The sequence below is a fragment of the Telluria sp. ZT3P26 genome (assembly GCF_059686035.1).
This window is the reverse complement of the sequence record NZ_JCASII010000006.1, coordinates 115,020-142,010: the sequence shown is the minus strand read 5'-3', so window position 1 is coordinate 142,010 and position 26,991 is coordinate 115,020. Positions and strand designations below refer to the sequence as shown.

The following is a 26,991-nucleotide window of genomic DNA, read 5'->3' as shown; positions in this document are numbered from 1 at the left end:
TCCTTTCTTCTTAAATACGTCGGTGGTTGGTTATTCTTAGTGTTGACGCAGCGTATCCAGCGCCGCATCGAATGCATGGGTGCCACGCTGCAGGTCGGCATCGATGCGCCCGTCCTTCATCACCAGCAGGCGGTCGGCCAGCGCGGCCTCGCGCCGCAGATGCGTGGCCACCAGCAGCGTGCGGCCGTGCGCGTGCAGCGCCAGGCGCGCCAGTACGTCGGCCGCAGTAGCGCCGTCCAGTGCCTCGGTTGGTTCGTCCAGCAGCCAGAAGTCGGCCTGGCGCAGCAGCAGGCGCGCCAGCGCCAGCCGGCGCGCCTGGCCGCCCGACAGGCCAAGACCGCCCTCGCCCAGCAAGGTGTCGAGACCCCGTGTGAAGCCACGCACGTCCTGCTCCAGGCCGGCGGCTTGCAGCGCGGCCCACAATTGCGCATCGGTGGCGGCGGGATCGGCCAGGCGCAGGTTGTCGCGCAGGCTGTCGCAAAACAGCTCGGTACGCTGGGTCAGCCAGGTGGCGGGCCGCGCCCAGACCTGGCCCGCTTGCGCGGCCAGTTCGCCGGCGGCCAGCGCCAGCAACGTCGACTTGCCCACACCGCTGCTGCCCACCACGGCAACCCGCTCGCCAACGGCAATGCGCAGGTCGGTGGCATGCAGGGCGGCGCCGCTGCGGCCGGGGTGGACCACGGTGGCGCCGTACAGCAGCAATGCCGTGCAGGTGCCGGTGCCGGTATCGATGCCGGTGCCGGGCGGCGCTGGCACGGCGGCGTCATCCTGCTGGCGCAGGCGTGGTCCCACGCGGCGCATGGCCAGCCAGCTGCGGCCGGCCTCGATCGCGCCACGCCGCAGCGCGGCAAACGGTTCCAGCGCAGCCAGCGCGATCAGCAGCGCCAGTGCTGCAGCGGGTGCGCCCAGCTGCTGCACCTGTGTCTGTATTGGTTGCACCTGCTGCTGCACCGGATGCACTACCACTTGCTGCGCCAGCGCCCCCACTGCCAGCAGGATGGCCGCGACGGTGACATGGCCACCGACCGCATACGCCCAGCCGGCGCCGGTTTCCAGGCGGTGCAGCGCGGCGTCATGGCGCGCCAGGGTCATGTCGAGGCGCGCCAGTTGCGCGCACTGCGCCGGCAGCCGGCCGGCCAGCGCCAGGTCGGTCTGGCCGGCGACCAGGTCGATCGCCTGGGCGCGCAGCCGTTCCAGCGCCCGGACGCGGCGCAGCGCCACCGGCCGCGCCCGGCGCGCGACGAACACGGTCACGCCCCAGCCGACCGCCAGCAACCAGACGAACATCGCCAGACCAAGACGCCAGTCGAGGTTCGCCAGCACCAGGCCCGCCAGCAGCGCTGCGCCGCAAGCCGCGACCGCCGGCACGATCAGGCGCAGGTAGATCGATTCGAGGGCGTCGATGTCGCCCGTCAGGCGAAACAGCAGGCGCGACGGCCGGCGCAGCAGCGCGCGTGCGGCATCCGGCGTGGCCCAGCCACGAAACAGCTGCTCGCGCAGCGCGGCCAGTACGCCAAGCGTGGCGTCGTGCGTCACCGTGCGCTCGGCATAACGGCCGAAGGTCCGGCCCAGGGCCAGCAGGCGGATCGCCGCGCTCGGCACGAATACATTGAACATGACGGCGCTGCCGGCCAGGCCTGCCAGGGCGGCCGAGGTGATGAACCAGCCGGAGGTGCCCAGCAGCGCCATCCCGGCCAGCACCACGAGCGTCGACAGAGCCGCGCCCAGGGCCAGGCGCCGCCCGCCGGTCCGGATGAACAGGGACAGCACCGGCTGCATGTCGTTACCGCGTTTCACATCGTTACCGTGCTTCAAGTCGGTACCGCCCTGCATGTCGTTGTTGCGTCTCATGCTGCGCTCCGTTGAATCAAAGGTTCGCCGAGACGCACGACGCGGCCCAGACGCGCGGCCAGTACCAGATCGTGGGTGGCGACGATCATGGTGCGGCCCTGCGCCAGGCGCAGCAGCGCATCGATCACGCCGGCAGCCGTGTCGCTGTCGAGGTGGGCAGTAGGTTCATCGACCAGCAGCAGGCCCGCGTGCGGCGCGCACATCGCCCGGGCCAGCGCAAGGCGCACCAGCTCGCCGCCCGACAGGCCAAGGCCGCCCTCGCCCAGGCTCTCGCCGGGCGTCGCGTGCTCGATCTGGCCAAGGCCAGCACGCGCCACGGCACGGCTGACGGCATCGACCGTCACGCCATCGCGCTCGAGCGCCACATTGGCGCGCACCGAACCGGCAAACACGTGCGGCTTCTGGCCGATCCAGGCCATGCGCGCGCGCAGGCCGGCAGCCGACCCGGTGTCCAGCGGCACGCCACCGATGCGCACGGTGCCGCCTTCAAACGGGACGAGGCCCGCGATGATCGACAGCAGCGTGGTCTTGCCGCTGCCGCTGGGGCCGACCAGCGCCACGTGCTCGCCGACGCGCACATACACATCCTGGTTGTCGAACAGCGGCGCTTCGCCCGGGTGCGCAAAGCGCAGGCCCTCGATATCGACCGATGGCGCGCGCCCAATGCGCAGTGCTTCGTCCTGCCCTTGCAGCGCGCCCGGCAACGGCACGCCAGCCGCCTGCAGCTTGTCCAGCGCCTCGAATGCCGCCTCGCCCGCAGCCTTGTCGTGCCACACCGCCGCCAGTTCGCGCAGCGGTTCGAAAAACGCCGGCGCCAGCAGCAGCACGAACAGGCCTTCGGCCAGCGTCAGCCGGCTGCCCCAGCTGCCAGATCCGATTTCGCCGAGCAGGTGAAAACCCACGTACACCGCAACCAGCGCCACGCCCAGCGCCGAAAACAGTTCGAGCGCAGTCGACGACAAGAAGGCGATGCGCAGCACGCGCATGGTGCTGGCGCGCACCGCTTCACTGGAAGTCCGTACCCGGCGAGCGGTGGCATCGACGGCGCCCAGCGCGCGCAGCGTCGACAGGCCGCGCAGCCGGTCGAGCAGAAACCCGCTCATGCCGCCAACCAGCTGCAGTTGCGCTTCGCTGGCAGCCTTGGCGCGCCAGCCGATGACGGCCATGAACAAGGGAATCAGGGGTGCGGCCAGCACCAGGATCAGCGCCGCAAGCCACGAAAAATAGCAAACCACGAGCGCGATGACGGGCGGCACCAGCAGCACCCGCATGCGCGCCGGCCCGTAGCGCAGCAGCCATGGCAGCACCGCTTCGGCCTGTTCGGCAACGATGCTGGCAGCCTGGCCGGATGGCAGGCGCGCACGGTCCAGTGGCGAACGCGCGGCCAGGGCCTGCACCGCAGCCTGGCGCATGGCGGCGAGCTGGCTGCGCGACACGGCAAACAAGTGGCGCGCACCCCACGCTTCGCTGCTGGCGCGCAGTACGCCAAGGGCCAGGAACGCCAGCGCCGGCAGCAGCATGTCGGCCAGCCCGGCGCCCTGGGCCAGGCGCCCGACGGCATGCGCCAGCAGCGCCGCCTGCGGAATCCACAGCAGCGCCGCGCCGCTCATCGCCAGCGTGGCGCCACGGGCAGGGCCAGTAGGCAGTGCCGGGCGGCGGGGTTGGCTGCGGTGCATGGTGGTTCTCCAAACGTTGTTGCAAGAAAGCGGCAGACGTGCGGGGGCCATGGCCATCAGCGGACGTGCCCCGGAATAAACTTTTTGTATTTTCTAGAACTTCAGAAATTTCGGAAGGTGAACGGATTATGCGCTGAAACTTTTGGTTTGTCTGCAATGGGTGACCAGGTTAGTCGGGAATTACGAACGTATTAACAACAATGGCAGCAAACACGCGGATGCGTGGTACGTGTCCGGGTGACGTGGGATAATTCTCCTTTCATAAGCATCGAAAAGTTCGCAACCATGACGCCACTTGTCCAAACGTTTGTCAGTCACTTCGGCGAGATGGGCAGCCGCTGGGGCATCAACCGCACGGTGGGGCAAATCTACGCCCTGCTCTTCGTTTCCGAAGACCAGCTGCATGCCGACGACATCGGCGAAAAACTCGGCATCTCGCGCTCGAACGTCAGCATCGGCCTGAAAGAATTGCAGTCGTGGGGCCTGGTGCGCCTGTCGCGCATTCCGGGCGACCGCCGCGAATACTTCACGTCGCTGGGCGACGTGTGGGAAATCTTCCGCGTGGTTGCCGCCGAGCGGCGCCGGCGCGAAGTCGCCCCGACGTTGTCGGTGCTGCGCGAGTCGCTGCTGGCCAACGCCAGCCACCCTGAAGACAAGTTCGCGCAGGAGCGCATGCGCGAGATGCACGAGCTGGTCGACCTGGCCAACAACTGGTTCGACGACCTGCAGCGCCTGTCGCCCGAATCGATGGCGCAGCTGATGAAGATGGGTTCCAAGGTCCAGAAGCTGCTCTCGGCCAAGGACCGCCTGTTCGCTGCCAAAGACGGCAAGGCGCCAAAGCAAACGCCCGAAGAATAAGGCGGTCGGCAGAGCCGTGCTCGCCTCTTTCGGCTGACCGGCTAGACTGGACTTTTATACCTACCAGTCCAGTCCATGAATATCGTTTGTATCGCCTGGGGTTCGCTGCTCTGGAAACCCCAGGGCCTGAAGCTCGCCTCCGGATGGCATCCGGGCGGCCCCGCCATGCCCATCGAATTTGCCCGCCAGAGCGACGACAGCCCTGAACTGGCGCTCGTGCTGTGCGACAGCGCGCGCCTGATGCCCACCTACTGGGCCTACGTCGCCACCCATGACCTGGATACCGCGCGCGCCATGCTGTGCGCACGCGAAAAGATCCGGCCCGCGTTCCCCGAGTGGGTCGGCAGCGTCCCGGCGCAGAACGGCGCAGAAGATCATCCACGCGTGGCCGCCTGGCTGCGCGCCAGGGGCATCGACGCCGCCATCTGGACCGCGATCCCGCCCAAATTCGACGGTGTGAGCGGCCGCGTGCCGACCGTCGACGAAGCCGTGGCATGGCTGGACAGCTGCAGCGGCGCACAGCGCGCCGCCGCCGAGGACTACATCCGCCGCACGCCGGCCCATATCGACACATCGTACCGGCGCATCATCGCGGCGCGCCTGGGCTGGCACCCGCTGCGCGAGGCGCATGTGACGCAGATGCGCTGACCGGCGCGATGCGTTGCCGCACCCAGGCCTGCGCATGCGCCAGCGTCACGCTGGCCATTGCGGTTGGAAAATGAATGAACCCATGTGGCGCTTCGGGCGCCACGCTCAATTCGACGTCGGCCACCTGGCGCCAGCGCTGCGCCAGCTGCAGCGTGTCGTCGAGCAGCGGATCGCCACTCCCAACGATCATCAACGCCGGCGGCATGCCGGCCAGGTCGCCGAACAGCGGTGACAGCGGCGGCCGACGGCGCCCGGCGTCGGCCAGGTCGGGCGTGAGCCTGCGCAGCCCGGCCAGCATGCGCGGCCCGTCGAGCACCAGCGTTTCAGGCCCTGCCCTGCGCACGCTGTCGGTGCCGGCCATGTCGTAGACGCCGTAGTACAGGACGGCCCCGGCGACGCGTTCCAGCAGCGCCGGCCAGTCACGCAACCGCTGCAGCGTGGCCGCCGCCAGGTGCGCGCCCGCCGACTCCCCCACCACGATGACCGGCAAGCCGGCATCGTCGGCCAAGCCGTCCTGCAACAGCCAGCGCGCCGCAGCCAGGCACTCTTCCATCTGCTCGTGCACCGATGCGCGCGGTGCCAGACGGTAATCGACCGACACCACGGCCAGGCCACAGCGGCTGGCAAAACCGGCATTGAACGCATCGTTCATGCGCGCATTGCCAACCACCCAGCCGCCGCCGTGGATGTCGAGCACGATGCCGGCCACCGGCCCGCGCGGGCGGATGACCCGGACCTGCACCTTCACCCCACCCATCTCCACCATGCGCATCTCGACCTGCAGGCCGGCGCGGCGCAGCTTGCGGTCGGCGCCGACCTGGGACAAGCGCAGCAGGCCCTGTACAAGCGGCGGCATGAAGCGGTGGCGCATGCCAAAGCGCGGCGCGCGTGCAAGCCGCGCGTTGAAGCGTGCCGCTTCGTCCAGCGTGGTGTCGTCAAAGGTCAATGGCATCGGCGTTCCTGAAGCATGAAAGAGTCAAACGGCTGGCAAGCGTACCACTGCATTCAAACTGCCCCCGGAAACGACGTACCGTGTCGGCCTGCTTTACACCATGTCCGCGCCGTATGCGGCAGGCATCCATAACTGACTGATTATTCACTAATATCCATCACCGGCATACGACTTGCTTGACTGTAAAAACGCAGCAGCCTTTGCGCGCCAACAAAAAAACATACTGGAGACTTTGATGACAATCCCTTGCAGCCTGCGCCGTTCCGGCACGGTACTCTTTGCCGCGTTCGCACTGGGCGGCCCGGCCCTGCCCGCCTCTGCCACGACGATCCTTTTCGTCGGCAACAGCTTTACCTATGGCGATCCGGCAGGCGCCAAGGCGCCACTCGTGCAGAACTACCGCCCCGATACCGTGACCGACCTGAATGGTCTGGGCATCGGTGGCGTACCGGCGCTGTTCAAGGCCATGACGATGCAGGCCGGCCTGGATTACCAGGTGAGCCTGGAAACCGAACCCGGCTCAGGCCTGGATTTTCACTACAACAACCGCTTCAGCACGATCGTGAAGCCGTTCGACATGGTGCTGCTGCAAAGTTACAGCACGCTTGACGGTGCCAGGCCAGGGAATCCGGAAACCCTGATCCGCTATTCGGGCCTGCTGGCCAATGCATTGCGCGAGCAGAATCCGGATGTCGACGTGCGCCTGACGGCCACCTGGTCGCGCGCCGACCTGACGTACCAGAACGTGAACAGCCCGTGGTATGGCAAATCGATCTACGCGATGGCGCAGGACGTGCGCGCCGGCTACGATGCCGCCGATTCGGCCTCGAGCATCATCAATGGCGTGATCCCCGTGGGCCAGGCCTGGAGCCAGGCCATCGCGGGCGGGCTGGCCGACGCCAACCCGTACGATGGCATCGGCGCAGGCCAGATCAATCTGTGGGCGCCGGACTCCTACCACGGCAGCAACTACGGCTACTACCTGGAAGCGCTGACCATCTTCGGCAACGTGACCGGCCTCGATCCACGCTCGCTGGGCGCCAGCGATTACGTCGCGCGCGACCTCGGCATCAATGTGGCGACGGCGCTGGCCCTGCAGGGCTTTGCCGCCGCACAGCTGGACGCAGAAGAAGTGCCGGAACCCGGCATGCTGGCGATGTTCGCGACCGTCGGCGGCTTGCTGGTGGCCGTGCGCCGTCGTCGTGGCAATGCAAAGGCACGCTACGCCGCAGCCTCGTAGCACCTGATTGCGACACTGACTGCCACGTCTGTACGAATTGCCATAACTTCTGGCCGATTTGCACGATGTGGCCGTCAGACATGTCAGCACTGCAGATTCTGCGAAATTTCAGTTTAGAAATTACTCACACTTTCTCACTTTTCTCATCATATTTACTGATCTGGGATCTGCCACGAGATAGAAGAATGGCAAGAATGCATACGATCCGTCCGCCTTTCGGTACAGAAAGATATTGAACATCGCCAGCAGTTTCTCTGAATCCATATTTTTCAGGTTAAATAGTGAAAAAATTCACTATCTGAGACTCTGATGCCGACCCAACCCAACCTGCTGCCCGTCTACCGCCATGCCGACCGCCTGCTGATCATCGTGCTCTGGGCAATGCTCGGCTTTTCGCTCGCATTGACGGGCATGCACGACACCATGACATGGTCGCTGCTGGTCGGCCTGCCGATCGTTGCCATTGCAAGCGGCGTCACGTTCCTGGCCAGCGGCACGCTCACGAGTCGGCTGGTCAATGCCGCCGCACTGATGGCGATGTGCGCGCTGCACATCCATCAAGGTAATGGCCGGGAAGAACTGCACTTCGGCATCTTCGTATCGCTGGCGATCCTGCTCTGCTACCGCGACTGGCGCGTGATCCTGTTCGCGGCCGGTCTGACCGCGGTCCACCACTTCAGCTTCAACTACCTGCAGGAACTTGGCTACGGCGTCATCTGCCTGACCCGGCCGGGCCTGGCAATCGTCTTCATCCACGCCGGCTACGTCATCGTCGAGACGATGGTGCTGTGCTACATCGCGCTGGTGCTGCAACGCGAAGCGCTGCGCTCGGCCGAGCTGCGCGCCAGCGTGTCGATGCTGCAGGCCCAGCACGGGATCATCGACCTGCGCTCGCTGGCGCCGGTCACCAGCAGCAGCGGCCGCGCGCTGCGCGACGTGCTGCACACGCTGCAGACGGCCATTGGCCAGGTGCGCGACACGGTCGAGACCACGCGCGGCGCCGCCAGCGACATTGCCGAAGGCAGCGCGCAGCTGTTCGAACACTCGCGGGACCAGACCGAGGCCTTCGGCCGCGCCGCCGCCTCCATCGATGAACTGGGCGACATCATCCGCGCCAATGCCGACCACGCCCGCCAGGCCAATGCACTCGCGACGCAGGCCTCGGGGATCGCCGCGATTGGCGGGCGCCAGGTCGGCGCAGTCGTCGAGCGCATGGGTCTGATCGACACGTCGTCGCGCCAGATCGCCGAGATCACTGCTGTCATCGACGGCATCGCGTTCCAGACCAATATCCTTGCTCTCAACGCCGCGGTGGAGGCCGCCCGTGCCGGCGAACAGGGGCGCGGTTTTGCGGTCGTCGCCGCCGAAGTGCGCCAGCTGGCCCAGCGTTCGGGCGCCGCCGCCCGCGAGATCAAGGGTCTGATCGAGGAATCGGTGCGCCAGGTCAGCGCCGGCAGCAAGCTGGCCCAGGAAGCCGGGCGCACGATGGACGACATCGTCCTAAGCGTGACCAATGTGACGGGCGTGGTGGGCCAGATCAGCGCGGCCGGCGATGAACAGGCCGTGCGCGTGGCCTCGGTATCGGATGCCATCGACGCCATGGACAGGTCGTTGCAGCACAACACGCAGATGGTCAGCAAGACCGCCGCGGCAGCCGATTCGCTGCAGCAGCGCGCCCATGGCCTGGCGCAGATCGTGCGCATCTTCCGGCTCGACACGCCAGGTACGGCGCAGCTTGGGCTGCCATGAACACGCTGCGATAAGGGCATGGCGTTGACGTTCACGTTCCCACCAGCCGCGCCGCGTGGCGTCGCTCCCCTTGCCATGGCGCTGTGCCTGCTGGCCTGGCCGCAGGGCGATGCACGCGCGCAGGCAACGTGGAACGTGACCGGATTCGGCACCGTCGCTGCCGTCCATGCCACAGAAGACCAGGGCGACTACACGGTCAACCCCAACTCGCCGGGTCAGGCGGGCTACTCCAAGGCGTGGACCTTCGACGTCGACAGCCGCGCCGGTGCCCAGCTCGATGTCCGGTTCGACAAGCGCTGGTCGGCCGTAATGCAGGCGACGCAGGAAAAAAGCATCGACAATTCGTACAGGACCTACCTTACCTGGGCCAACGTGAAGTTCCAGGCAACGCCGGAGCTGTCGCTGCGCGCCGGACGGATTGCGCTGCCGCTGTTCCTGGCCGCCGACTATCGCAAGGTGGGCTACGCCCTGCCCTGGATGCGCGCGCCCGTCGAACTGTACAGCCTGATACCGATTGCCTACAGCGACGGCGTCGACGCCTCGTATCGCTGGCATACCGGGCCGGTCAAGCACGAGACCACGCTCTCGCTCGGCCATGCGACCGCACGCCTGAACAAGGACATCACCGGCAAGGCCCGCAACATCGTCGGCCTCACCGAGAGCGCGACCGCAGGCGCACTGACCGTGCGCTTCACGGCAGCCCAGGCGCTGCTGGTGGTGCCGGGCGCCGAAGCGCTGTTCGACGGCCTGCGCGCCTTCGGGCCGCCGGGCGAGGCGCTGGCGACGCGCTACGATATCGCCAAGCGCCATGTGCGCGTGTTCAGTGCCGGCTTCAACTACGATCCGGGCGACTGGTTCGTTACTGGCGAGAGCGGACGCATCAATACCGGCTCGATCCTGGGCGACCAGACGGCCTCGTATCTGTCTGCCGGCCGCCGTTTCGGTAATGTCGCGCCGTACGTCACCTATGCGCGCCTGGTCGCCAACCTTGCCACGCAGACGGCCGGTCTGCCGCTGGACGACTTGCCGCCCGATGCGGCAGCGTTGGCGGGATTTCTCAACGATGCATTGAACGACCAGCTGCGCCAGATCGGTGTCCAGGATACGGCCAGCGTCGGCGTGCGCTGGGATGTCGCGCCGAGCATTGCGCTCAAGGCGCAGCTGGATCGCGTCAAGCCGCGCGGCGGCTCGGTCGGTACCCTGATCAATGTCCAGCCGGGGTTCCGCTCCGGCCAGGCGTTCAATGTCATCAGCCTCGGCATGGACGTCATCTTCTGACCATGATGCACCGCCCGCTTCCCACACTATTGCTGGCCCTGTGCCTGGGTCCGGCACTTGCGCTGGCGCCCGACGCTGCCCTGTCAGCCGAACTCGCCGTGATCGTCTCGGCGCGCAGCAACATCAGTATGCTCAGTGCCGATCAGGTCGCTGAAATCTTCCTGTTTCAGACCAACCGCTTTCCGAACGGCAATGAAGTGGTACCCATCGACCAGGATCTCGGTTCGCCGCTACGTAACGAGTTCTACAGCAAGGTCACGCACCGCACCCCGGCGCTGGTGAAGGCCCATTGGGCCAGGCTGATCTTCACTGGCCGCGGTCAGCCACCGGCCGAGGTCGATGGCAACGCCGCCATGCGCAGGATGATCGCCGAGAATCCGGGGATGATCGGCTACGTCGAGCGCACAGCGCTGGACCCCAGCGTGCGCGCAGTGCTGATCGTGCCCTGACGGCACGCCGGCACCCGCCGCGTATCAGCGGTTTTCGGGATCGGCACGCCGTTCCGGCGGATCGCCCTCTTCAAAGCCGGCGACAAACACCAGCAGCACATCGTTCAGGATTTTTTCCTGGCCTGCTTCGAGCAGCGCATTGGCCACCCGGGACAATTCGACCGGATCGGCCTTGCCATAACTGCCATCGATTGCCCTGCGCGTTACCTTGCCAAGTTCAAACGCCAACTCGGCGGCCGCAGTACTTTCTGTAGTTCTCATATCACCCTTTGTCGTGTCGAGCGCGCGCTCCATGCAAACCGCCATTGTTGGCGGCCTCAGTACCATGCATGATACCGGCGAATCGAGAAATCAGATTTCCCGCGATGCGCGCTCATCGCCGCTGGAAGGCAGGTTGCCCGACACGGAATGCAGGCGTTCGCACTACTGAAAGCCAGCGATGTGATTGACCACGTCAATCCTGGATTGTGCATGATTTACATTCATCGCAGACCAGGATGGCCTGCCTACTCGGCGCCACGCCTGGGCCACGGGTCAGCGCGGCAAGGTGCTCGCGCAACAGGCAGGACATGCTTGCTGTCGGTGGTGTCCACGAACTTGCACTTCCAGACTGGACTCAGTCGGGCCAGCAATGGCGTAAGCACCACTGACTGAACAAGGCAAGCCACGATGGAGCGTTACAGGGCACCCTGCGTAGAGCCAGGAGACGGGATCACCCTATCCTAAGGAAGCCTCACCCGATATCAGGCGATCATCAATCGATTGACGTATGTTTGTAGTTTCAATGAACCGGTATAGGGCACTGGCTCATACTTGAACAATGGGCATGGCAACAGGCTATATTGCACGCCGAGCATCAGTCTGGGTTTGGCTGTTGGAATGCTACCTTTGTGCAAACCACGTGTATCAATGAAGAAGGTCGTTCCAACGCTGCCGAGAATTGCCTTGCGCTCGCCACCGACCTGATTATCTGAAAAACTTTGGAGACGTACGGGCATTCTGTCGAGATGGGTACCCGTTGCAAAGGTGTGTGGTCCAGATTCAGCGTCCACATCCGTAAGATACACCATTAATTTTATGCTACCCATTTCGCAATCACGATGGAATCTTTGTACTTTATCGGGTGTATTTGAATGAGGAAAAGTCCACCGAAGACTCAGACCCGTTATGACTGGCATGAAGCCGAGATATTCGAAAGCCAATCCCAGGATATCTGGATGATTCGCCAGCTCCATCACGTTGGGGCAGTTGACAACGGTAGACAGTGGGTAATCGCCAATTTGGCAGTCTTCAGGAACGTCATCTAACACAAAGGTTTTTCCAGAACCTTTGGTGTCGACTAGCGGACAAGTCAAAAGATATGAGCGGATTTCTTGACATTGCATCTCAGACAGAATTGGAGCTAATTTGATGTAGCCAAGGCTTTGAAAATCTTTTAACTCGGTACCTGGTCTTGGACTGGAAAGCGTGAAATGCGGAAAGCAGCGTCGTAAAAACAAGAGCAGGATGCGAAGAGAAAATCGTCGAACTTTAAGACTGGTGATAAACCGTTGACAATAATAAAATCCTAGCCGCATGCGTTCGGACTTGGATGCAGATGCAAAAGTGATGTAGCGTTGCACGATAATAGTCCTTGAATTAGCTGAGCCAACGATAACTAGTTGCATCGCTCACATGCTGTCTAACGGCATCGAGACAAGAAAACCTTCGCTTTAAAATTTCATTATATCTAACATACCCGGACCAAGGCCATAGATCATGGATCAATTATTGGCGAATGAGGCACAGCCTTCATTGGATTAGCATAGATTGCTTTAAAATTGATTTAAATCAAACCGCGTTTTATTCTGCAAGAATTAAAGATGTGCGCTACGCATGAAGATGGGGTTTTCGCTCTCGGCTTCGTATTGCCTCGTCCAGTAAATCGACGATGACGATAGAAGCACAGAATTACTTGAATCCGGAGGTACCGATTACGTTGTGGTCCATCGGGTCGTATGACGGAGACAGGTTTCGGCTTGTTGGCGCTGGCTTGGGGTGCGCGGTTGAGAATCCAGCGACAGAATTGCCCACGTCGAGCGTGGCGTCGGCATGGTGCGCGGAATTACATTGCCGAACATGCTTCATTCTTAAATTCGGGAAGAATCGTTCAGCGAAGGCATTCTCCCAGCAGTATCTTTGCGGCTCATGCTGCAAATTAAGCCATACCTGGTCAGGATGGCCGGGACTGGTTGCTCATACTGGCCGACGCGATCGGAATGGATGACCAGTCCGACCGCTGGACGGCGTGCCTGTATCGCCATGCGCGAGAGACCACTACACGTCGCATGCCACTCAACGGCTCTGCAGCCGCCAGTTCGCCAGTCAGTCGAACTGGCTGAAATCCGGCTTGCGCTTCTCGAAGAACGCCGTGAACGCTTCCTTCGCTTCGGCGCCGCCCAGCATCGCGCTGAATTGCTCGTTTTCGGCAGCGATGGTGTCCCTGACATGCGCAGTGCGCGCGCGGCGCATCAGTGCCTTGGTCGTGCGGATCGAGGCTGGGGGCAGCTTGACCAGTTTTGCCGCCTGCGCCTGCGCGAACGCGAGCAGCTCGGCCGCTGGCACGACGCGCGCGACGATGCCCATCTCCAGCGCTTCCTGGGCCAGGAACGGCTCGCCCAGCATCAGCTTTTCGGCGGCGCGCGTGTAGCCGGCCGACTGCGCAATCAGCAGCGACGACGCAAATTCAGGGCACAGACCCAGCTGCGAAAATGGCATCGAGAATTTGGCGTTGTCGGCCGCGTAGACCAGGTCGCAATGCATCAGCAGCGTGGTGCCGATGCCGACGGCGGCGCCGGCCACGGCCGAGACCACCGGTTTGGTGCAGCCTTCCAGTGCCAGCATGAACTGGAACACCGGACGCCCCGGCGTCATCGCACCTTCGCCGGTGTTGTTCAGGAAATCGTCGAGGTCGTTACCGGCGGTGAAGATCTCGGGCTGGCCGGTGATCAGGATGGCGCGGATCGCGGTGTCCTGCTCGGCGGCGCGCAAGGCGTCGGCCATTGTCTGGTACATCGCGCCGGTGATCGCGTTCTTGCGTTCGAGGCGGTTGAAGGTGATCGTGAGGATGCCGTCGGCGGTCGTGGTGAGGATGCTCATGGTGCTTGTCTCCCGTTTATTCTTGGGCTGGTTGGACGCGTGGGCGGGAGACCCGCCCACCCTGCGAGAGGGTGGCCCGGTCTCCCGCCCACGCGGTGATCGTACTGGCTTGCTTAGACGCGTTCGATGATGCCCGCAGCGCCCATGCCGGCGCCGACGCACATCGTCACCATGCCGTACTTCAGGTTATTGCGACGCAGCGCGTGCACGACGGTCGCGGCGCGGATCGCACCGGTTGCGCCCAGCGGGTGGCCTAGGGCAATTGCGCCGCCCAGCGGGTTGACCTTGCTGGTGTCGAGATTCAGGTCGCGGATCACGGCCAGCGCCTGCGCAGCGAAGGCTTCGTTCAGTTCGATCCAGTCCAGCTGGTCCTGCGTGATGCCGGCGGCGGCCAGCGCTGCAGGAATCGCGAACTTCGGACCGATGCCCATGATCTCCGGCGGCACGCCGCGCACGGCGAACGACGAGAACTTGGCCAGCGGCGTCAGGTTGTGCTCGCGCAGGATTTTTTCGCTGACGACGATCAGGGCGCCGGCGCCATCGGACATCTGCGACGACGTGGCGGCCGTGACCGAACCCTTGGCCGCAAACACAGGCTTGAGTTTGCCCATGCTTTCCATGCTGGCGTCGGCGCGCGGGCCTTCGTCGGTGTCGACCGTGCGGGTCTTGACGTCGATCTGGCCGGTGGCCAGGTTCGGCGTGCGGGTGATCACCTCGACCGGCGTGATCTCGTCCTTGAAGTGGCCGGCCTGCTGCGCAGCGATGGCGCGGCGGTGCGATTCCAGGCCAAAGGCGTCCTGGTCTTCGCGCGAGATTTTCCACTGGTTCGCGACGTTCTCGGCCGTCAGGCCCATGCCGTAGGCCAGGCCCACGTTCTCGTCCTTGAACGTGTCCATGTTGATCGACGGGTGGTGGCCCATCATCGGCACCATCGACATCGATTCGACACCGCCGGCGATCATCACGTCGGCTTCGCCCACGCGGATGCGGTCAGCGGCCATCGCCAGTGCGGTGATGCCCGAGGCGCAGTAACGGTTGACCGTCACGCCGCCCACGGTGTTCGGCAGGCCAGCCAGCACCACCGAGTTACGGGCGATGTTGAAGCCCTGCTCGGCTTCCGGGAACGAGCAGCCGATGATCGCATCGATGATCAAAGCCGGATCCAGGTTCGGCACGGCTGCCATGGCGCCGCGGATCGCGTGCACCAGGAGGTCGTCCGGGCGGGTCTTGTTGAACATGCCGCGCGGCGCCTTGCCGATCGGGGTGCGGGTCGCTGCGACGATGTATGCGTCTTGAAGTTGTTTGCTCATGTCAGTGTCCTGTTCTGTCGACGCTTAGTTGCGCACTGGCTTGCCGGTCTGCATCATGCCCATGATGCGTTCCTGCGTTTTCGGATTGTTCAGCAGCGCCACGAAGGCCTTGCGCTCCAGGTCGAGGATCCACTGCTCGCTGACCACACTGCCCTGGTCGATGTCGCCGCCGGTGACGATCTCGGCGATGGTGTCGCCCAGCTGGTAGTCATAGGCCGAGATGAAGCCGCCGTCGCGCATATTGACCATCTGGCCGCGGATCGTGCCCCAGCCGTAACGGCCGGTGACCGGGAACGTGCGGCGCGCCGGTGCGCGGTAGCCGGCATCGGCCATGGCGCGTGCCGTTGTCTTGGCCACGTGCAGCAGTTCGTAGGCGTTGAAGACGATCACGTCGTCTTCTTTCAGGTAACCCATTGCCTTCGCTTCCAGCGCCGACTTCGACACTTGCGCGGTGGCCGCGTTCATGAAGCCGTTCTTCAGGAATTGCAGGATGTCGTTGCCCTTGGCTTCGGTTGCCGCGCGCAGCGCTGCTTCCTTCAGGCCGCCGCCGGCAGGCACCAGGCCCACGCCCACTTCGACCAGGCCGATGTACGACTCGATCGACGCGACACGCTTGCTGGCATGCAGCGCCAGCTCGCAGCCGCCGCCCAGCGCCAGGCCCGCCACTGCAGCAACGACCGGCACGTTCGAGTACTTGAGCGCCATGAAGGTGTCCTGCAGCTCACGCACGATCGGCTCCATCGCCTTCGCGCCGCCGGCCATGAAGGCTGGCAGGGCCGATTGCAGGTCGGCGCCGGCCGAGAACGCGCCGCCTTCGGCTGCGTCGGTGTTCCAGATCACGATGCCCTTGAAGCCGGTTTCAGCTTCTTTCAGCGCGCGCTGCAGGCCCTTGATGACGCCATCGCCGATGACGTGCATCTTGGTCTTGAGCGAGACGACCAGGACTTCATCGTCCGAGTGCCACAGGCGCACGGATTCGTCTTCGAACACGGTGGTGCCAGCGGTTTTCGGATCGGCGCCGCCCAGGCCCACGACCGGTGCGCGGAACTGCTGGCGCTTGTACACCGGCAGGTCCGACAGCGGCACATAGCCGCTCTTGGCAACCGAGTACGAACCTTCAGGGGTGTGCACACCCTTCTCGGCGACCGAACCCTCGAACACCCAGGCTGGCAGCGGTGCAGTCGACAGCGCCTTGCCGGCGTCGATGTCTTCCTTGACCCACTGCGCGATCTGCGTCCAGCCAGCGCCCTGCCACGTTTCGAACGGGCCGACGCTCCAGCCGAAGCCCCAGCGCATCGCGAAGTCGATGTCGCGCGCGTTGTCGGCGATCGATTCGAGGTGGAACGCGATGTAGTGGAAGGCGTCGCGGAAGATCGCCCACAGGAACTGCGCCTGCGGGTTGGTCGACTCGCGCATGGCCTTGAACTTCTTGACCGGGTCTTTTTCTTTCAGGATGCGGCCAACGATGTCGGCTGCCTTGGCGCCGCCCGTGACGTACTCACCCGTGGCGAAGTCCAGGCGCTGGATCTCCTTGCCGACCTTCTTGTAGAAACCGGCGCCGGATTTCTGGCCCAGCGCACCTTTTTCGATCAGCTTGGCCAGGATGTCCGGCGTCTTGTAGACGCTGAAGAACGGGTCGTCCTTCAGGTTGTCCTGCATCGTCTTGATCACATGGCCCATCGTGTCCAGGCCGACCACGTCCGCGGTGCGGAAGGTGCCCGACTTGGCGCGGCCCAGCTTGGCGCCGGTCAGGTCATCGACCACGTCCACCGACAGTCCGAATTTCTCGGCTTCGACGATCGTGGCCAGCATGCCGAAGATGCCGACGCGGTTGGCGATGAAGTTCGGCGTGTCTTTTGCGCGCACGACGCCCTTGCCCAGCGTCGAGGTCAGGAACGTTTCGAGCTGGTCCAGGATGTCAGGACGGGTGTCCGTGGTCGGGATCAGTTCGACCAGGTGCATGTAGCGCGGCGGGTTGAAGAAGTGCACGCCGCAAAAACGGGCCTTGAGCTCCGAGTCGAAGCCTTCGGCCAGCTTGTTGATCGACAGGCCCGACGTGTTCGACGCAAAGATCGCGTTTGGCGCGATGTGCGGCGCGACTTTCGCGTACAGGTCGTGTTTCCAGTCCATGCGCTCGGCGATGGCTTCGATGATCAGGTCGCAACCGGCCAGCACGTCGAGGTTGTCTTCGTAGTTGGCCACTTCGATCAGGGCCGCGTCATCCTTGTTGCCCAGCGGGGCTGGCGAGAGCTTTTTCAGGTTCTCGATGGCGCGCAGGACGATGCCGTTCTTCGGGCCTTCCTTCGCAGGCAGGTCGAACAGCACGACTGGCACCTTGGCGTTCACGCAGTGGGCGGCGATTTGCGCGCCCATCACGCCGGCGCCCAGCACGGCGACTTTCTTGACGATGAAATTGGACATGTGTATTCCTTAATCCTTGGTTGGCGCGTCATTCCCGCGAAGGCGGGAACCCCAGTTTGCCAGCGTTACCGCTGCGCTGAACCTGGGTTCCCGCCTGCGCGGGAACGACGGCGATGGTCTCTGCTTGTTGTTAGAACAGGTCGGCGTCCAGCGCCGTCAGGTTCGCGGCGCCCGAACGTGCCTGGCGGATCAGCATCGCGGTTTCCGGATACAGGCGTGCGAAGTAGAAGCGGATCGTCGCCAGCTTCGATTCGTAGAAGCGGTCGCCCGAATCGAGCTTGGCCAGTGCGATCTTGGCTTGCTGCGCGAACAGGTAGCTGTAGACCAGGTGACCGGCCACGCGCAGGTAAGGCACGGCGGCGGCGCCCACTTCGTCCGGGTTCTGGAAGGCCTTCATGCCGATTTCCATCGTCAGCTTGGTGACCTTGTCGCCCAGCTCGCCCAGTGGCGTGACGAATTCGGACATGTTCTCGTCCAGGCCATTGTCTTCGACAAAGCTCTTGATCTTCTCGCCGAACTTGCGCAGCTTGGCGCCGTTGTCCATCAGGATCTTGCGGCCCAGCAGATCCAGCGACTGGATCGTGTTGGTGCCTTCATAGATCATGTTGATGCGCGCGTCGCGCACATACTGCTCCATGCCCCATTCGGCGATGTAGCCATGGCCGCCGTAGACTTGCATCGCTTCGGACGTTGCGATCCAGCCGTTGTCGGTGATGAAGGCCTTGATGATTGGGGTCAGCAGCGCGACTTCGTCCGCGGCTTCCTTGCGCACGTCTTCATCCGTGTGGTTCAGTTCGCGGTCGATCTGCAGCGCGACGTACGACGAGAACGCGCGGCCGCCTTCGGCGAAGGCTTTTGCGGTCAGGAGCATGCGGCGCACGTCCGGGTGCACGATGATCGGGTCGGCTGGCTTGTCCGGTGCTTTCACGCCCGACAGGCTGCGCATCTGGATGCGGTCTTTTGCATAAGCCAGCGCGTTCTGGTATGCCACTTCGGTCAGGCCGAGCGACTGCATGCCCACGCCCAGGCGGGCCGCGTTCATGAACACGAACATCGCCTGCAGGCCCTTGTGCGGCTGGCCGATCAGCGTGGCGCGTGCATTGTCCAGGTTCATCTGGCAGGTCGAGTTGCCGTGGATGCCCATCTTTTCTTCGATGGCGCCGCAGGCGATGCCATTGCGCTCGCCCAGCGAGCCGTCTTCGTTCGGCATGAACTTCGGCACCAGGAACAGCGAGATGCCTTTCGAGCCTTCCGGTGCATCCGGCAGGCGTGCCAGCACCAGGTGGACGATGTTGTCCGAGATATCGTGTTCGCCGGCCGAGATGAAGATCTTCGAGCCGGTGATCAGGTAGGTGCCGTCGCCTTGCGGTTCGGCTTTCGAACGCAGCAGGCCCAGGTCGGTGCCGCAGTGCGCTTCGGTCAGGCACATGGTGCCGGTCCATTCACCCGAGACGAGCTTTGGCAGGTACAGGCGCTTCTGGTCGTCGGTGCCGTGTTCGAGCAGGCACTCGTAGGCGCCGTGCGACAGGCCCGGGTACATCGACCAGGCCTGGTTCGACGAATTGAGCATCTCGTAGAACGAGTTGTTCAGCGTGATCGGCAGGCCCTGGCCGCCGTATTCCGGATCGCATGCCAGCGCAGCCCAGCCGCCTTCGACATACTGTTTATACGCCTGCTTGAAGCCCTTCGGCGTGGTCACGCTCTTGTCGGCGGCATTGAACGTGCAGCCTTCGCGGTCGCCCGAGTGGTTCAGCGGGAACAGCACTTCCTGGGTGAATTTTGCACCTTCTTCGAGTACCTGGTTGATGATGTCGGTATCGATTTCCTGGTATTTCGGCAGATTCTTGAATTCTTCGGTGACATTGAGGAACTCGTGCAGAACGAACTGCATATCCCGGATTGGCGCGACGTACTGACCCATGGTTTTCTCCTGAAGAGTGTGACGATTGTTGGACGTGACAGGCGGCCTTATGCCGCCTGGTGGTCTTGCGATTGTTGGGAATTGCGGTAATTCTCGATCAGGCGTTCAAAGCCGGCGCGGGCCCGTTCGACGGCGCCCGGATTGCGCAGGAAACGCGCATCGTGGTGCAGCGCCAGGATCAGGCCATGCATCTCGAATACCAGTTGCTCGGCATCGAAACCGGTGTGCAGGTGCTTCAGTTCAATCGCCTGCTCGACGCTGCGCAGCAAGGCGCCCTGCCACGCGCGGACCATCGACACCAGCTCTTCGCGGATCGGGCCTTCGCGGTCGTCGTATTCGACGGCGCCACTGATATAGATGCACCCCGACGCGATTTCGACCGACACCCGCTTGACCCAGCGCGTGTACATCGCCACCAGGCGCGGCAGGCCGCGGGTTTCCTTGATGCTCGGGTAGAACACCTCTTGCTCGAAACGGTGGTGGTACAGCTTGACCACCTCGAGCTGCAGGTCTTCGCGCGAACCGAAGTGGGCGAACACGCCGGACTTGCTCATGCTCATCCGGTCGGCCAGCAGGCCGATCGTCAAGCCTTCGAGGCCGTTGCGGCTGGCGAGTTCGAGCGCGACGTCGAGAATTGCTGCCCGCGTCTGCTCGCCCTTGCGCATGAATTTTGCTGAAGTACTGATAGCTTCCCCTGGTCTCGAAAAAATCCGAACGCTCGTACTATTATCTATCGGGCCTGGAATGTCAAACGGGAACTTAGAGGTGCGGTTCTATTGATGATAAACAACCCGCGACACCCGGAGAAAGCGCCTTTTGCTGACGGCTCGGCTTGCAGGCGAGCGGCAGAAAATTGTTGTTTCATCTGCTTAAGGTACAGCATTTTCGGGGTGACCGGTGCGTCATTTACCAGCACGGCGCACCCGTTTGCGGCTTGACTGTTACCATTAATAATCCAGCAACATTCAGCGCGCCGACGAAAGGTCCACAGCATGAGCAGCAACGATCAGAATCAACAGGTCGTCGAACCAGACGACAGCGCGCTGCAAGTGGCAATTCGCGCTTTCTCGCTGCAGGAAGGTGGCACCGAACCCGCTCAGGCAGCGGCAGCAGGCGCGGATTCGATGCAGCATTTCCTGGTGCTGATCGGCCACGCCAGCGCGCGGCTGAACAGCGGCGCACTGGCGGACGACGCAATTGCCGATCTGGTCCGGCGCGGACTGGACCGCGACACGGCGCAGGTTGTCGTCGACAAGGCCGTCGATGTCGTCGCGTCGAACCGGGCGCTGGAAAGTGCACCACCCGCGCAGCATGTACGGGCAAGATCCGGCAAGAGCATCCGCGTGTTTGCCATCGTGCTCGTGGTCGTCGCGCTGGTCGTTGCCTGGCTGGTCATGCGATAACGCCCGCCACGTCTATTCGCCCGCCTGCTCCATCGCCCGGCGATCGCGCTTGGTCGGCCGCCCCTTGATGTCCAGGCTCGGCTCCGGGTACAGGCGCCGCGCGACTTTATCGAGTTCGCGCTTGGCGATGCTCTCGTCGGTTTCGAAATACAGCGTGCGCGCCACCGGGGCGCCACCGCGCGCACCAGAGATGGCGGCGACGATGATTTCCCAGCGGTCCGAGCCGTTATCGATCAGCATCCTGTCATTGATCTTGACCGTGCGCGCCGGCTTGACCGGCTCGCCGTCGATCCGCACGCGGCCCCGCTCGACCGCATCCTGCGCCAGCGAGCGCGTCTTGAAAAAGCGCGCTGCCCACAGCCATTTGTCCAGCCGGACGTTCTCTTTGTCTTTGTCCATCGTTATCCCTTATTACGCATACCCGATGGCGCACACGCGCATCACCAGTTTGTAGCCGACATACGCGCAGCCGTTGACGGCGCGCCGCAGCCAGCCGATGTCGGCAAATTCCTGCGGACAGACTTCGACCCCGTCCGCGATGCCCCGTTCGATGTGCGCGCGCATCGACGCGGCAAACACCGGATCGTCCACGACGATATTGGCTTCCTGGTTCACGAACAGCGACAGGCCGTCGCAATTGCTCGAACCCACCGTGGCCCAGTGGTCGTCCACCACCGCCACCTTGGCATGCAGTTGTGTCTTGCGGTATTCGACCACGCGGATGCCGTCGGCCAGCAGTTTCGGATAGAACGATTGCGCGACCGCGTCCTGGATCGCGAACTCGCCCACCCCGATCAGCAGCGTGACGGCAACGCCGCGCTGCGCCGCGTGCGCGAGCGCCTTGCGGAACTTGCGGCCCGGCGCAAAGTACGGCGTGGCCAGCAGCACGCTGTGGCGCGCATGGCCCAGCGCCTGCAGGTAAGCGCGCTGGATCGTGGTGCGGTTGCGCAGGTTGTCGCGCACGACAAACGCGGCGCGCGCGGGACTGGCGCACGATGGCGGGGGCTGCTTGCGCATTTCGCGGAACAGTTCCAGGCGCTTGCGCAGCCGCAGGCGGCCGGTGCGGGTCCATTGGCCCTGTGCCTCGTGGTGGATCTGCGCAACGATCGGCCCGCGCAGCCGCGCCGTGAAATCCCAGCGCGGCGCCGGCAGGCGATGGCCGTCGGCGTGGTCGCACAGCCAGTCGTCGTTGACGTTGATGCCGCCGACAAAGGCGACCTCGCGGTCGATCACGGTGATCTTGCGGTGCGAACGGGCAATGCCGCGCTTGCACAGCGGATTGAAGACGCGGTACTGGGCACCGGCCTCGGCCAGCACCAGGCCGAGCCGCGATGTGACGCGGTGACCGGTGCCGAACCAGTCGACCAGCACCCGCACCTTCACGCCGCGTTTGGCCGCGCGCGCGAGCGCATCGCGCACGGCGTCGCCCGTTTCGTCTTCGGCAAAAATATAGGTTTCGAACAGGACTTCGTGGCGGGCGGCGTCGAGCGCGGCGATCAGCGCCGGGAAGAACGCGACGCCGCTCTCCAGCAACGTGATGTCGTTATCGTCAACGAAGGTAACGCTGCGCATGGCCTCAGGCCAGCTCGAGTTCCGCCACGATCGGTGCGTGGTCGGACAGCTTGGCCCACAACGGACCGTGCATCACTTGCGCCGAATTGACCTTGAAGCCACGCACATAGATGCGGTCGAGGCGGAACCACGGCAGCATGGCCGGGAACGTGCGTGCCGGCGCCAGGCGCGGCTTGCGCCCGGCCCAGCTGCGCACCATGTCGCCCATCGGCGAGCGCGGGCCCAGCTCGTCGAACACTTCGCACACGCCCAGGCCGGCGCGCAGCTTGTCGCTCAGGGTGTTACGCCAGTCATTGAAGTCGCCCGCGATGATGACCGGCTCGCCGTTCGGCGCCGACGAATTGACGGCGTCGATCAGCGACTGCGTCTGGCGCCCGCGCCCGCCTTCGAACAGGCCCAGGTGCACGACATAGCAGTGCACCGGACACTCGGGCGTACCCAATACGCAGTGCAGGATGCCGCGCTGCTCGTACGCATGGTCCGAGACGTCGTGGTTGTGCGAGTTTTCAATGGGATACGTACTGAGCAGCGCATTGCCGTGGTGACCGTGGTCATAGACCGCGTTCATGCCATAGGCCGTGTGGTGCAGGTCGGAGGCGAAGTAATCGTACTGGGCGGTTTCGGGCCAGTGGCGATGGCCACGGTCTTCCTTGCCGAAGCGTGCCTGGTGCCGGTCGTGCCGGCCCTGGACTTCTTGCAGGAAGACGACATTGGCGTCGAATTCAGCGATCGCTTTCTTCAGTGCGATCACGCGGGGCGTGCTGCGCAGGGAGGAGACGCCCTTGTGAATGTTGTAGGTAGCCACACGAATTTTCATGGGAACATTCTACCCGGATCGGACCGCCGTTCTCGTGAAACAGGCCCAATCGTGCGCCTCGTGGGACGCTGGCGCGTTCGGCAGGTTGCTGGCCATCGCACTCTTTTTCGAAACCGACAGTTACAAACCGGCTTCAGGCGATCGCGTGCGCCTGGTCGTACACGGCTTCGTGGCCCGACACGATCATGCGGCGCGGTCGGTGCGCAGCCGCCTCGTCTTTTTGCGAGCGCGGCGCCATCGGGCCACACAGGCGCAGACCGTCCATCAGGTCGATATAGATGCAATCGTCACCAAGAGTGATTGCTTTTACTTTCTTGTCGCTATTCAGTTTGAAGTTATCCATTTTTCTCTCAGAATCATCCACTTAAAAGTTGCAGATCAAAAATTCACACTGGGTGAACTGCTGACCTTAGTCTACTGATTTAGGACTGTCAACCGTGGAATATATGGTGCCTGCGGCTGACCAACCGTATTTAATTCATTGTCGAAACGTGTCACCACATGTCTTCAAATGTATCTTCATAGGGGAAAGTCGACTTTTTTATGCGTATCTGCGCGCCAGCGAACAGAGCGAAATTAAAAAAAGCACTTCCGTACTTTTGCTGCAAAACGTCATTTTATTGCTTTGAAGGAGCAAAATTCAATGATGATTTACTGCAAAAATGCTTCTCTATAGAAATTTTATTTTCTTTTGGAAAATCATCGCGTCAACTGGCGGGGCAGTTGCAGGATGGCTTCGGCGTTCGATGCTGAAAAGCAGCGATCGGCTGCATCGAGGTAGGGCAGCCAGGCGTGGGCAATGTGCTCGCTTGGACTGAGGATGATGGGAATGTCGCGCGGCACACAGACGGAAAACACGTGTTCGGTGTTCTGCGTCACGCCGGGGGCGTAGCGGTGGCGCCAGAGGGGATAGATCTCGTAGATATTGGATAACTGCCAGTCACACAGGACGATCTGTTCGCCGTCGGCCCGGATGCCGGTCTCTTCGAACAGTTCGCGCGCGGCCGTCTCCAGCAGCGGCTCGTCGAGCCGATCGAGCGAGCCGGTGACCGATTGCCAGAAGCCCGGCTGACCAGCGCGTTCGATCACCAGCACGTCCAGGTCGGACGTGTGGATGACTACCAGCACCGATTCAGGGATCTTGTAGGCTTCCATGACAGGAAGAGCGGGGTCGGCGGCCAGGCCACCTCCCCCGCCCGCCATTATGCGACCTTCGGCTCGTTACGCAGGCGGATGTGCAGCTCTTTCAATTGCTTCTCGTCGACTTCGGACGGTGCATTGGTCAGCAGGCACTGCGCGCGCTGCGTTTTCGGGAACGCGATCACGTCGCGGATCGACTCGGAGCCCGTCATCAGCGTGATCAGGCGATCCAGGCCGAAGGCCAGGCCACCGTGCGGCGGCGCGCCATATTGCAGCGCATCCAGCAGGAAGCCGAACTTGAGCTGGGCTTCTTCGGCATCGATCTTCAGCGCGCGGAACACCTTGCTCTGGACTTCTTCGCGGTGGATACGGATCGAACCGCCGCCCAGTTCCCAGCCGTTCAGGACCATGTCGTAGGCCTTGGCGATGCAGGCGCCCGGATTGGTCTCGAGCATGTCTTCGTGGCCGTCTTTCGGGGCCGTGAACGGGTGGTGGGTCGCGGTCCAGCGATCGCCGTCTTCGTCGTACTCGAACATCGGGAAGTCGATCACCCACAGCGGCGACCAGACGTCGTCGAACAGGCCGGCCTTCTTGCCGAATTCCGAGTGGCCGATCTTCACGCGCAGCGCGCCCAGGGCGTCGTTGACGACCTTGGCCTTGTCGGCGCCAAAGAAGATCAGGTCGCCGTCTTCGGCACCCGTCAGTTCCAGCACCTGCGCCAACACCTCGTCGGACAGGTTCTTGACGATCGGCGACTGCAGGCCGTCACGGCCCTTGGCCTTCTCGTTGACCTTGATGTAGGCCAGGCCACGGGCGCCGTAGATCGCGACGAACTGGGTGTAGGCGTCGATTTCCGAGCGTGGCATCGAACCACCCTGCGGCACGCGCATGCCGACCACACGGCCGTTCGGCAGGTTGGCGGCGCTGTTGAACACCTTGAACTCGACCGTCTTCATCAGCTCGGTCAGTTCGGTGAAGGCGAGCTTGACGCGCATGTCCGGCTTGTCCGAACCGTACATCGCCATCGCGGTGGCGAAGTCCATCACCGGGAACGGGTTCGGCAGTTCGATGCCGGTCGTGTTCTTGAACACGACGCGCATCATTTCTTCGAACATGTCGCGGATCTCTTGTTCGGTCAGGAACGAGGTTTCGCAGTCGATCTGGGTGAATTCAGGCTGGCGGTCAGCACGCAGGTCTTCGTCGCGGAAGCACTTGGTGATCTGGTAGTAACGGTCGAAGTTGGCGACCATCAGCAGCTGCTTGAACAGCTGCGGCGACTGCGGCAGCGCGAAGAAGTTGCCCGCGTTGACACGCGACGGCACCAGGTAGTCGCGCGCGCCTTCCGGGGTCGACTTGGTCAGCATCGGGGTTTCGATGTCGATGAAACCCAGGTTGTCGAGGTACTTGCGCACTTCCATCGACACCTTGTAGCGCAGCTTCAGGTTGTGCTGCATCTGGCCGCGGCGCAGGTCGAGCACGCGGTGCGTCAGGCGGGTGGTTTCCGACAGGTTGTCGTCGTCCAGCTGGAACGGCACCGGCACCGAGGCGTTGAGCACTTCGACTTCGGTTGCGGTCACTTCGATCTTGCCCGACGCCAGGTTGGCGTTGACGGTGCCGGCCAGACGGTTGGTCACGGTGCCGACGATGCGCAGGCAATACTCATTACGCACGTGCTCGGCTGCCTTGAAGACGGCGGCGTTGTCCGGATGGCAGACCACCTGCACCAGGCCTTCGCGGTCGCGCAGGTCGATGAAGATCACCCCGCCGTGGTCGCGGCGGCGGTGCACCCAGCCGCACAGGCTGACGGTTTGGCCCAGCAGTTCCTCGGTGACGAGGCCGCAGTAATTGGTACGCATGGTGGACATAGTTTTCGTTCCAGGTTGATTGATTTGTCGGCGCCGCCATCGCGGGCGGCCCAGATTCTGTGATGCGTTATTTGGTTGCCGCAGTCATGGCGGCACCGGATGGCACATGGCTCGGTGCAACCACGCCCATCGAGACGATGTACTTGAGCGCCGCGTCGACCGTCATGTCGAGTTCTTTCACGCGGCTGCGTTCCATCATCAGGAAAAAGCCCGAGGTGGGATTCGGCGTCGTGGGCACGTACACGCTCACGAAGTCGCCCACCAGGTGGTTGGTCACGTCGCCGCCCGGCACGCCGGTCAGAAACGCGATCGTATACGAGTCGGCATGCGGATACGGGATCAGCACCGCCTGGCGGAAGGCATTGCCGGACGACGAGAACAGCGTGTCGGACACCTGCTTGACGCTGCCGTACAGCGAGCTGACGACCGGGACGCGCTTGAGCAGGCGCTCGCCCACGCGCACGATGTACTTGCCGACCAGGTTGTTGGTGAGCAGGCCCGTGACGAACACGATGGCCAGCGTCAGCACCGCGCCGATGCCCGGTACGTCCATGCCGATGAACTGGCGCGGCTGCCAGGCGGCCGGCACGAACATCAGCGACTGGTCGAGCGTGCTGATGATCAGGCTCAGGACCCAGGCCGTGATCGCCAGGGGCACCAGCACCAGCAGGCCGGTGATGAAATATTTACGCATCGGATATCC

The 26,991-nt window shown here is 63.4% G+C and carries 24 protein-coding genes; 7 read left to right on the top strand and 17 right to left on the bottom strand.

From position 1 onward, the window contains the following. Positions 1 to 36: 36 nt before the first annotated feature. Both AC56LN_RS19425 and cydD read right to left on the bottom strand, forming a co-directional pair. A complete protein-coding gene (locus AC56LN_RS19425) occupies positions 37 to 1,779 on the bottom strand; it encodes an ATP-binding cassette domain-containing protein (RefSeq protein ID WP_499574401.1) in 1,743 nt (580 codons plus the stop codon). 68 nt (positions 1,780 to 1,847) lie between these two features. Beyond that, a complete protein-coding gene (gene cydD / locus AC56LN_RS19420; protein WP_499574200.1) occupies positions 1,848 to 3,527 on the bottom strand; it encodes a thiol reductant ABC exporter subunit CydD in 1,680 nt (559 codons plus the stop codon). 285 nt (positions 3,528 to 3,812) lie between these two features. Between cydD and AC56LN_RS19415 the strand changes: the two genes are divergently transcribed. Together AC56LN_RS19415 and AC56LN_RS19410 are read left to right on the top strand one after the other, a co-directional pair. Then, on the top strand, positions 3,813 to 4,385 hold the full coding sequence (locus AC56LN_RS19415; protein WP_499574198.1) for a GbsR/MarR family transcriptional regulator: 573 nt from the start codon (positions 3,813 to 3,815) through the stop codon (positions 4,383 to 4,385). 75 nt (positions 4,386 to 4,460) lie between these two features. Further along, positions 4,461 to 5,033 carry a hypothetical protein gene (locus AC56LN_RS19410; RefSeq protein ID WP_499574196.1) on the top strand — a complete coding sequence of 191 codons (573 nt, stop codon included), beginning with the start codon at positions 4,461 to 4,463 and terminating at the stop codon, positions 5,031 to 5,033. On the opposite strand, the gene AC56LN_RS19405 is transcribed toward AC56LN_RS19410, so the two are convergent. Beyond that, positions 4,972 to 5,985, bottom strand: coding sequence for an alpha/beta hydrolase (locus AC56LN_RS19405; RefSeq protein ID WP_499574194.1), 1,014 nt, complete (start codon positions 5,983 to 5,985; stop codon positions 4,972 to 4,974). The two genes, AC56LN_RS19410 and AC56LN_RS19405, sit on opposite strands and share 62 nt — an antisense overlap. 235 nt (positions 5,986 to 6,220) lie before the next feature. Here AC56LN_RS19405 and AC56LN_RS19400 point away from each other — a divergent pair, with 235 nt between their 5' ends. The 4 genes from AC56LN_RS19400 to AC56LN_RS19385 all read left to right on the top strand — a co-directional run bounded on the left by AC56LN_RS19400 (position 6,221) and on the right by AC56LN_RS19385 (position 10,701). Next, the gene (locus tag AC56LN_RS19400) at positions 6,221 to 7,225 is read left to right on the top strand and encodes a PEP-CTERM sorting domain-containing protein (RefSeq protein WP_499574192.1); all 1,005 of its coding nucleotides are present in this window, start codon (positions 6,221 to 6,223) and stop codon (positions 7,223 to 7,225) included. A 309-nt stretch (positions 7,226 to 7,534) separates the two neighbouring features. Next, positions 7,535 to 8,974 (top strand): methyl-accepting chemotaxis protein, encoded by a 1,440-nt coding sequence (locus AC56LN_RS19395; RefSeq protein WP_499574190.1) that lies wholly within the window; start codon positions 7,535 to 7,537, stop codon positions 8,972 to 8,974. Between the two features lie 18 nt (positions 8,975 to 8,992). Further along, complete coding sequence (locus AC56LN_RS19390; protein WP_499574188.1) at positions 8,993 to 10,252, top strand: hypothetical protein; 1,260 nt, start codon at positions 8,993 to 8,995, stop codon at positions 10,250 to 10,252. A gap of 2 nt (positions 10,253 to 10,254) precedes the next feature. Continuing rightward, positions 10,255 to 10,701, top strand: a complete 447-nt coding sequence (locus tag AC56LN_RS19385; RefSeq protein ID WP_499574186.1) for a phosphate ABC transporter substrate-binding protein — start codon at positions 10,255 to 10,257, stop codon at positions 10,699 to 10,701. Positions 10,702 to 10,725: 24 nt separating this feature from the next. On the opposite strand, the gene AC56LN_RS19380 is transcribed toward AC56LN_RS19385, so the two are convergent. The 7 genes from AC56LN_RS19380 to AC56LN_RS19350 form a co-directional block, all read right to left on the bottom strand. Next, positions 10,726 to 10,995: a hypothetical protein gene (locus tag AC56LN_RS19380; RefSeq protein ID WP_499574181.1), complete on the bottom strand. Its 270-nt coding sequence runs from the start codon at positions 10,993 to 10,995 to the stop codon at positions 10,726 to 10,728. Between the two features lie 449 nt (positions 10,996 to 11,444). Then, a complete protein-coding gene (locus AC56LN_RS19375; RefSeq protein WP_499574178.1) occupies positions 11,445 to 12,323 on the bottom strand; it encodes a phytanoyl-CoA dioxygenase family protein in 879 nt (292 codons plus the stop codon). Between the two features lie 742 nt (positions 12,324 to 13,065). Beyond that, complete coding sequence (locus AC56LN_RS19370; protein WP_499574175.1) at positions 13,066 to 13,839, bottom strand: enoyl-CoA hydratase; 774 nt, start codon at positions 13,837 to 13,839, stop codon at positions 13,066 to 13,068. A gap of 113 nt (positions 13,840 to 13,952) precedes the next feature. After that, positions 13,953 to 15,149, bottom strand: a complete 1,197-nt coding sequence (locus tag AC56LN_RS19365) for an acetyl-CoA C-acyltransferase (protein ID WP_499574171.1) — start codon at positions 15,147 to 15,149, stop codon at positions 13,953 to 13,955. Positions 15,150 to 15,173: 24 nt separating this feature from the next. After that, entirely contained in the window at positions 15,174 to 17,570 is a 2,397-nt protein-coding gene (locus AC56LN_RS19360) for a 3-hydroxyacyl-CoA dehydrogenase/enoyl-CoA hydratase family protein (protein WP_499574168.1), read from the bottom strand. A 130-nt stretch (positions 17,571 to 17,700) separates the two neighbouring features. Next, the gene (locus tag AC56LN_RS19355) at positions 17,701 to 19,491 is read right to left on the bottom strand and encodes an acyl-CoA dehydrogenase C-terminal domain-containing protein (protein WP_499574166.1); all 1,791 of its coding nucleotides are present in this window, start codon (positions 19,489 to 19,491) and stop codon (positions 17,701 to 17,703) included. Positions 19,492 to 19,538: 47 nt separating this feature from the next. Beyond that, positions 19,539 to 20,156: a TetR/AcrR family transcriptional regulator gene (locus AC56LN_RS19350; RefSeq protein WP_482897112.1), complete on the bottom strand. Its 618-nt coding sequence runs from the start codon at positions 20,154 to 20,156 to the stop codon at positions 19,539 to 19,541. 327 nt (positions 20,157 to 20,483) lie between these two features. Between AC56LN_RS19350 and AC56LN_RS19345 the strand changes: the two genes are divergently transcribed. Further along, complete coding sequence (locus AC56LN_RS19345) at positions 20,484 to 20,894, top strand: hypothetical protein (protein WP_499574164.1); 411 nt, start codon at positions 20,484 to 20,486, stop codon at positions 20,892 to 20,894. Between the two features lie 12 nt (positions 20,895 to 20,906). On the opposite strand, the gene AC56LN_RS19340 is transcribed toward AC56LN_RS19345, so the two are convergent. The 7 genes from AC56LN_RS19340 to AC56LN_RS19310 form a co-directional block, all read right to left on the bottom strand. After that, positions 20,907 to 21,293 carry an RNA-binding S4 domain-containing protein gene (locus AC56LN_RS19340; RefSeq protein ID WP_482897110.1) on the bottom strand — a complete coding sequence of 129 codons (387 nt, stop codon included), beginning with the start codon at positions 21,291 to 21,293 and terminating at the stop codon, positions 20,907 to 20,909. Positions 21,294 to 21,305: 12 nt separating this feature from the next. Further along, positions 21,306 to 22,466 carry a cardiolipin synthase ClsB gene (gene clsB / locus AC56LN_RS19335; protein WP_499574162.1) on the bottom strand — a complete coding sequence of 387 codons (1,161 nt, stop codon included), beginning with the start codon at positions 22,464 to 22,466 and terminating at the stop codon, positions 21,306 to 21,308. Between the two features lie 4 nt (positions 22,467 to 22,470). After that, positions 22,471 to 23,283: an endonuclease/exonuclease/phosphatase family protein gene (locus AC56LN_RS19330; protein ID WP_482897108.1), complete on the bottom strand. Its 813-nt coding sequence runs from the start codon at positions 23,281 to 23,283 to the stop codon at positions 22,471 to 22,473. Between the two features lie 133 nt (positions 23,284 to 23,416). Next, the gene (locus AC56LN_RS19325) at positions 23,417 to 23,626 is read right to left on the bottom strand and encodes a hypothetical protein (RefSeq protein ID WP_499574160.1); all 210 of its coding nucleotides are present in this window, start codon (positions 23,624 to 23,626) and stop codon (positions 23,417 to 23,419) included. A gap of 356 nt (positions 23,627 to 23,982) precedes the next feature. Beyond that, a complete protein-coding gene (gene nudB, locus AC56LN_RS19320) occupies positions 23,983 to 24,438 on the bottom strand; it encodes a dihydroneopterin triphosphate diphosphatase (RefSeq protein WP_499574400.1) in 456 nt (151 codons plus the stop codon). Positions 24,439 to 24,485: 47 nt separating this feature from the next. Next, a complete protein-coding gene (gene aspS, locus AC56LN_RS19315; protein ID WP_258837246.1) occupies positions 24,486 to 26,288 on the bottom strand; it encodes an aspartate--tRNA ligase in 1,803 nt (600 codons plus the stop codon). A gap of 67 nt (positions 26,289 to 26,355) precedes the next feature. After that, on the bottom strand, positions 26,356 to 26,982 hold the full coding sequence (locus AC56LN_RS19310; protein WP_499574157.1) for a DUF502 domain-containing protein: 627 nt from the start codon (positions 26,980 to 26,982) through the stop codon (positions 26,356 to 26,358). Positions 26,983 to 26,991 lie beyond the last annotated feature (9 nt).

Bases quoted from the DNA above. Each gene is read 5' to 3' on its own strand.
- nudB (WP_499574400.1), bottom strand. From the start codon at position 24,438: ATGGAAGCCTACAAGATCCCTGAATCGGTGCTGGTAGTCATCCACACG.
- aspS (WP_258837246.1), bottom strand. From the start codon at position 26,288: ATGTCCACCATGCGTACCAATTACTGCGGCCTCGTCACCGAGGAACTG.
- AC56LN_RS19365 (WP_499574171.1), bottom strand. From the start codon at position 15,149: ATGAGCAAACAACTTCAAGACGCATACATCGTCGCAGCGACCCGCACC.
- AC56LN_RS19325 (WP_499574160.1), bottom strand. From the start codon at position 23,626: ATGGATAACTTCAAACTGAATAGCGACAAGAAAGTAAAAGCAATCACT.
- AC56LN_RS19345 (WP_499574164.1), top strand. From the start codon at position 20,484: ATGAGCAGCAACGATCAGAATCAACAGGTCGTCGAACCAGACGACAGC.
- AC56LN_RS19355 (WP_499574166.1), bottom strand. From the start codon at position 19,491: ATGGGTCAGTACGTCGCGCCAATCCGGGATATGCAGTTCGTTCTGCAC.
- AC56LN_RS19400 (WP_499574192.1), top strand. From the start codon at position 6,221: ATGACAATCCCTTGCAGCCTGCGCCGTTCCGGCACGGTACTCTTTGCC.
- cydD (WP_499574200.1), bottom strand. From the start codon at position 3,527: ATGCACCGCAGCCAACCCCGCCGCCCGGCACTGCCTACTGGCCCTGCC.
- AC56LN_RS19350 (WP_482897112.1), bottom strand. From the start codon at position 20,156: ATGCGCAAGGGCGAGCAGACGCGGGCAGCAATTCTCGACGTCGCGCTC.
- AC56LN_RS19370 (WP_499574175.1), bottom strand. From the start codon at position 13,839: ATGAGCATCCTCACCACGACCGCCGACGGCATCCTCACGATCACCTTC.
- AC56LN_RS19390 (WP_499574188.1), top strand. From the start codon at position 8,993: ATGGCGTTGACGTTCACGTTCCCACCAGCCGCGCCGCGTGGCGTCGCT.
- AC56LN_RS19360 (WP_499574168.1), bottom strand. From the start codon at position 17,570: ATGTCCAATTTCATCGTCAAGAAAGTCGCCGTGCTGGGCGCCGGCGTG.
- AC56LN_RS19410 (WP_499574196.1), top strand. From the start codon at position 4,461: ATGAATATCGTTTGTATCGCCTGGGGTTCGCTGCTCTGGAAACCCCAG.
- AC56LN_RS19415 (WP_499574198.1), top strand. From the start codon at position 3,813: ATGACGCCACTTGTCCAAACGTTTGTCAGTCACTTCGGCGAGATGGGC.
- AC56LN_RS19385 (WP_499574186.1), top strand. From the start codon at position 10,255: ATGATGCACCGCCCGCTTCCCACACTATTGCTGGCCCTGTGCCTGGGT.
- AC56LN_RS19330 (WP_482897108.1), bottom strand. From the start codon at position 23,283: ATGAAAATTCGTGTGGCTACCTACAACATTCACAAGGGCGTCTCCTCC.
- AC56LN_RS19405 (WP_499574194.1), bottom strand. From the start codon at position 5,985: ATGCCATTGACCTTTGACGACACCACGCTGGACGAAGCGGCACGCTTC.
- AC56LN_RS19340 (WP_482897110.1), bottom strand. From the start codon at position 21,293: ATGGACAAAGACAAAGAGAACGTCCGGCTGGACAAATGGCTGTGGGCA.
- AC56LN_RS19310 (WP_499574157.1), bottom strand. From the start codon at position 26,982: ATGCGTAAATATTTCATCACCGGCCTGCTGGTGCTGGTGCCCCTGGCG.
- AC56LN_RS19380 (WP_499574181.1), bottom strand. From the start codon at position 10,995: ATGGAGCGCGCGCTCGACACGACAAAGGGTGATATGAGAACTACAGAA.
- AC56LN_RS19425 (WP_499574401.1), bottom strand. From the start codon at position 1,779: ATGCAGCCGGTGCTGTCCCTGTTCATCCGGACCGGCGGGCGGCGCCTG.
- AC56LN_RS19395 (WP_499574190.1), top strand. From the start codon at position 7,535: ATGCCGACCCAACCCAACCTGCTGCCCGTCTACCGCCATGCCGACCGC.
- clsB (WP_499574162.1), bottom strand. From the start codon at position 22,466: ATGCGCAGCGTTACCTTCGTTGACGATAACGACATCACGTTGCTGGAG.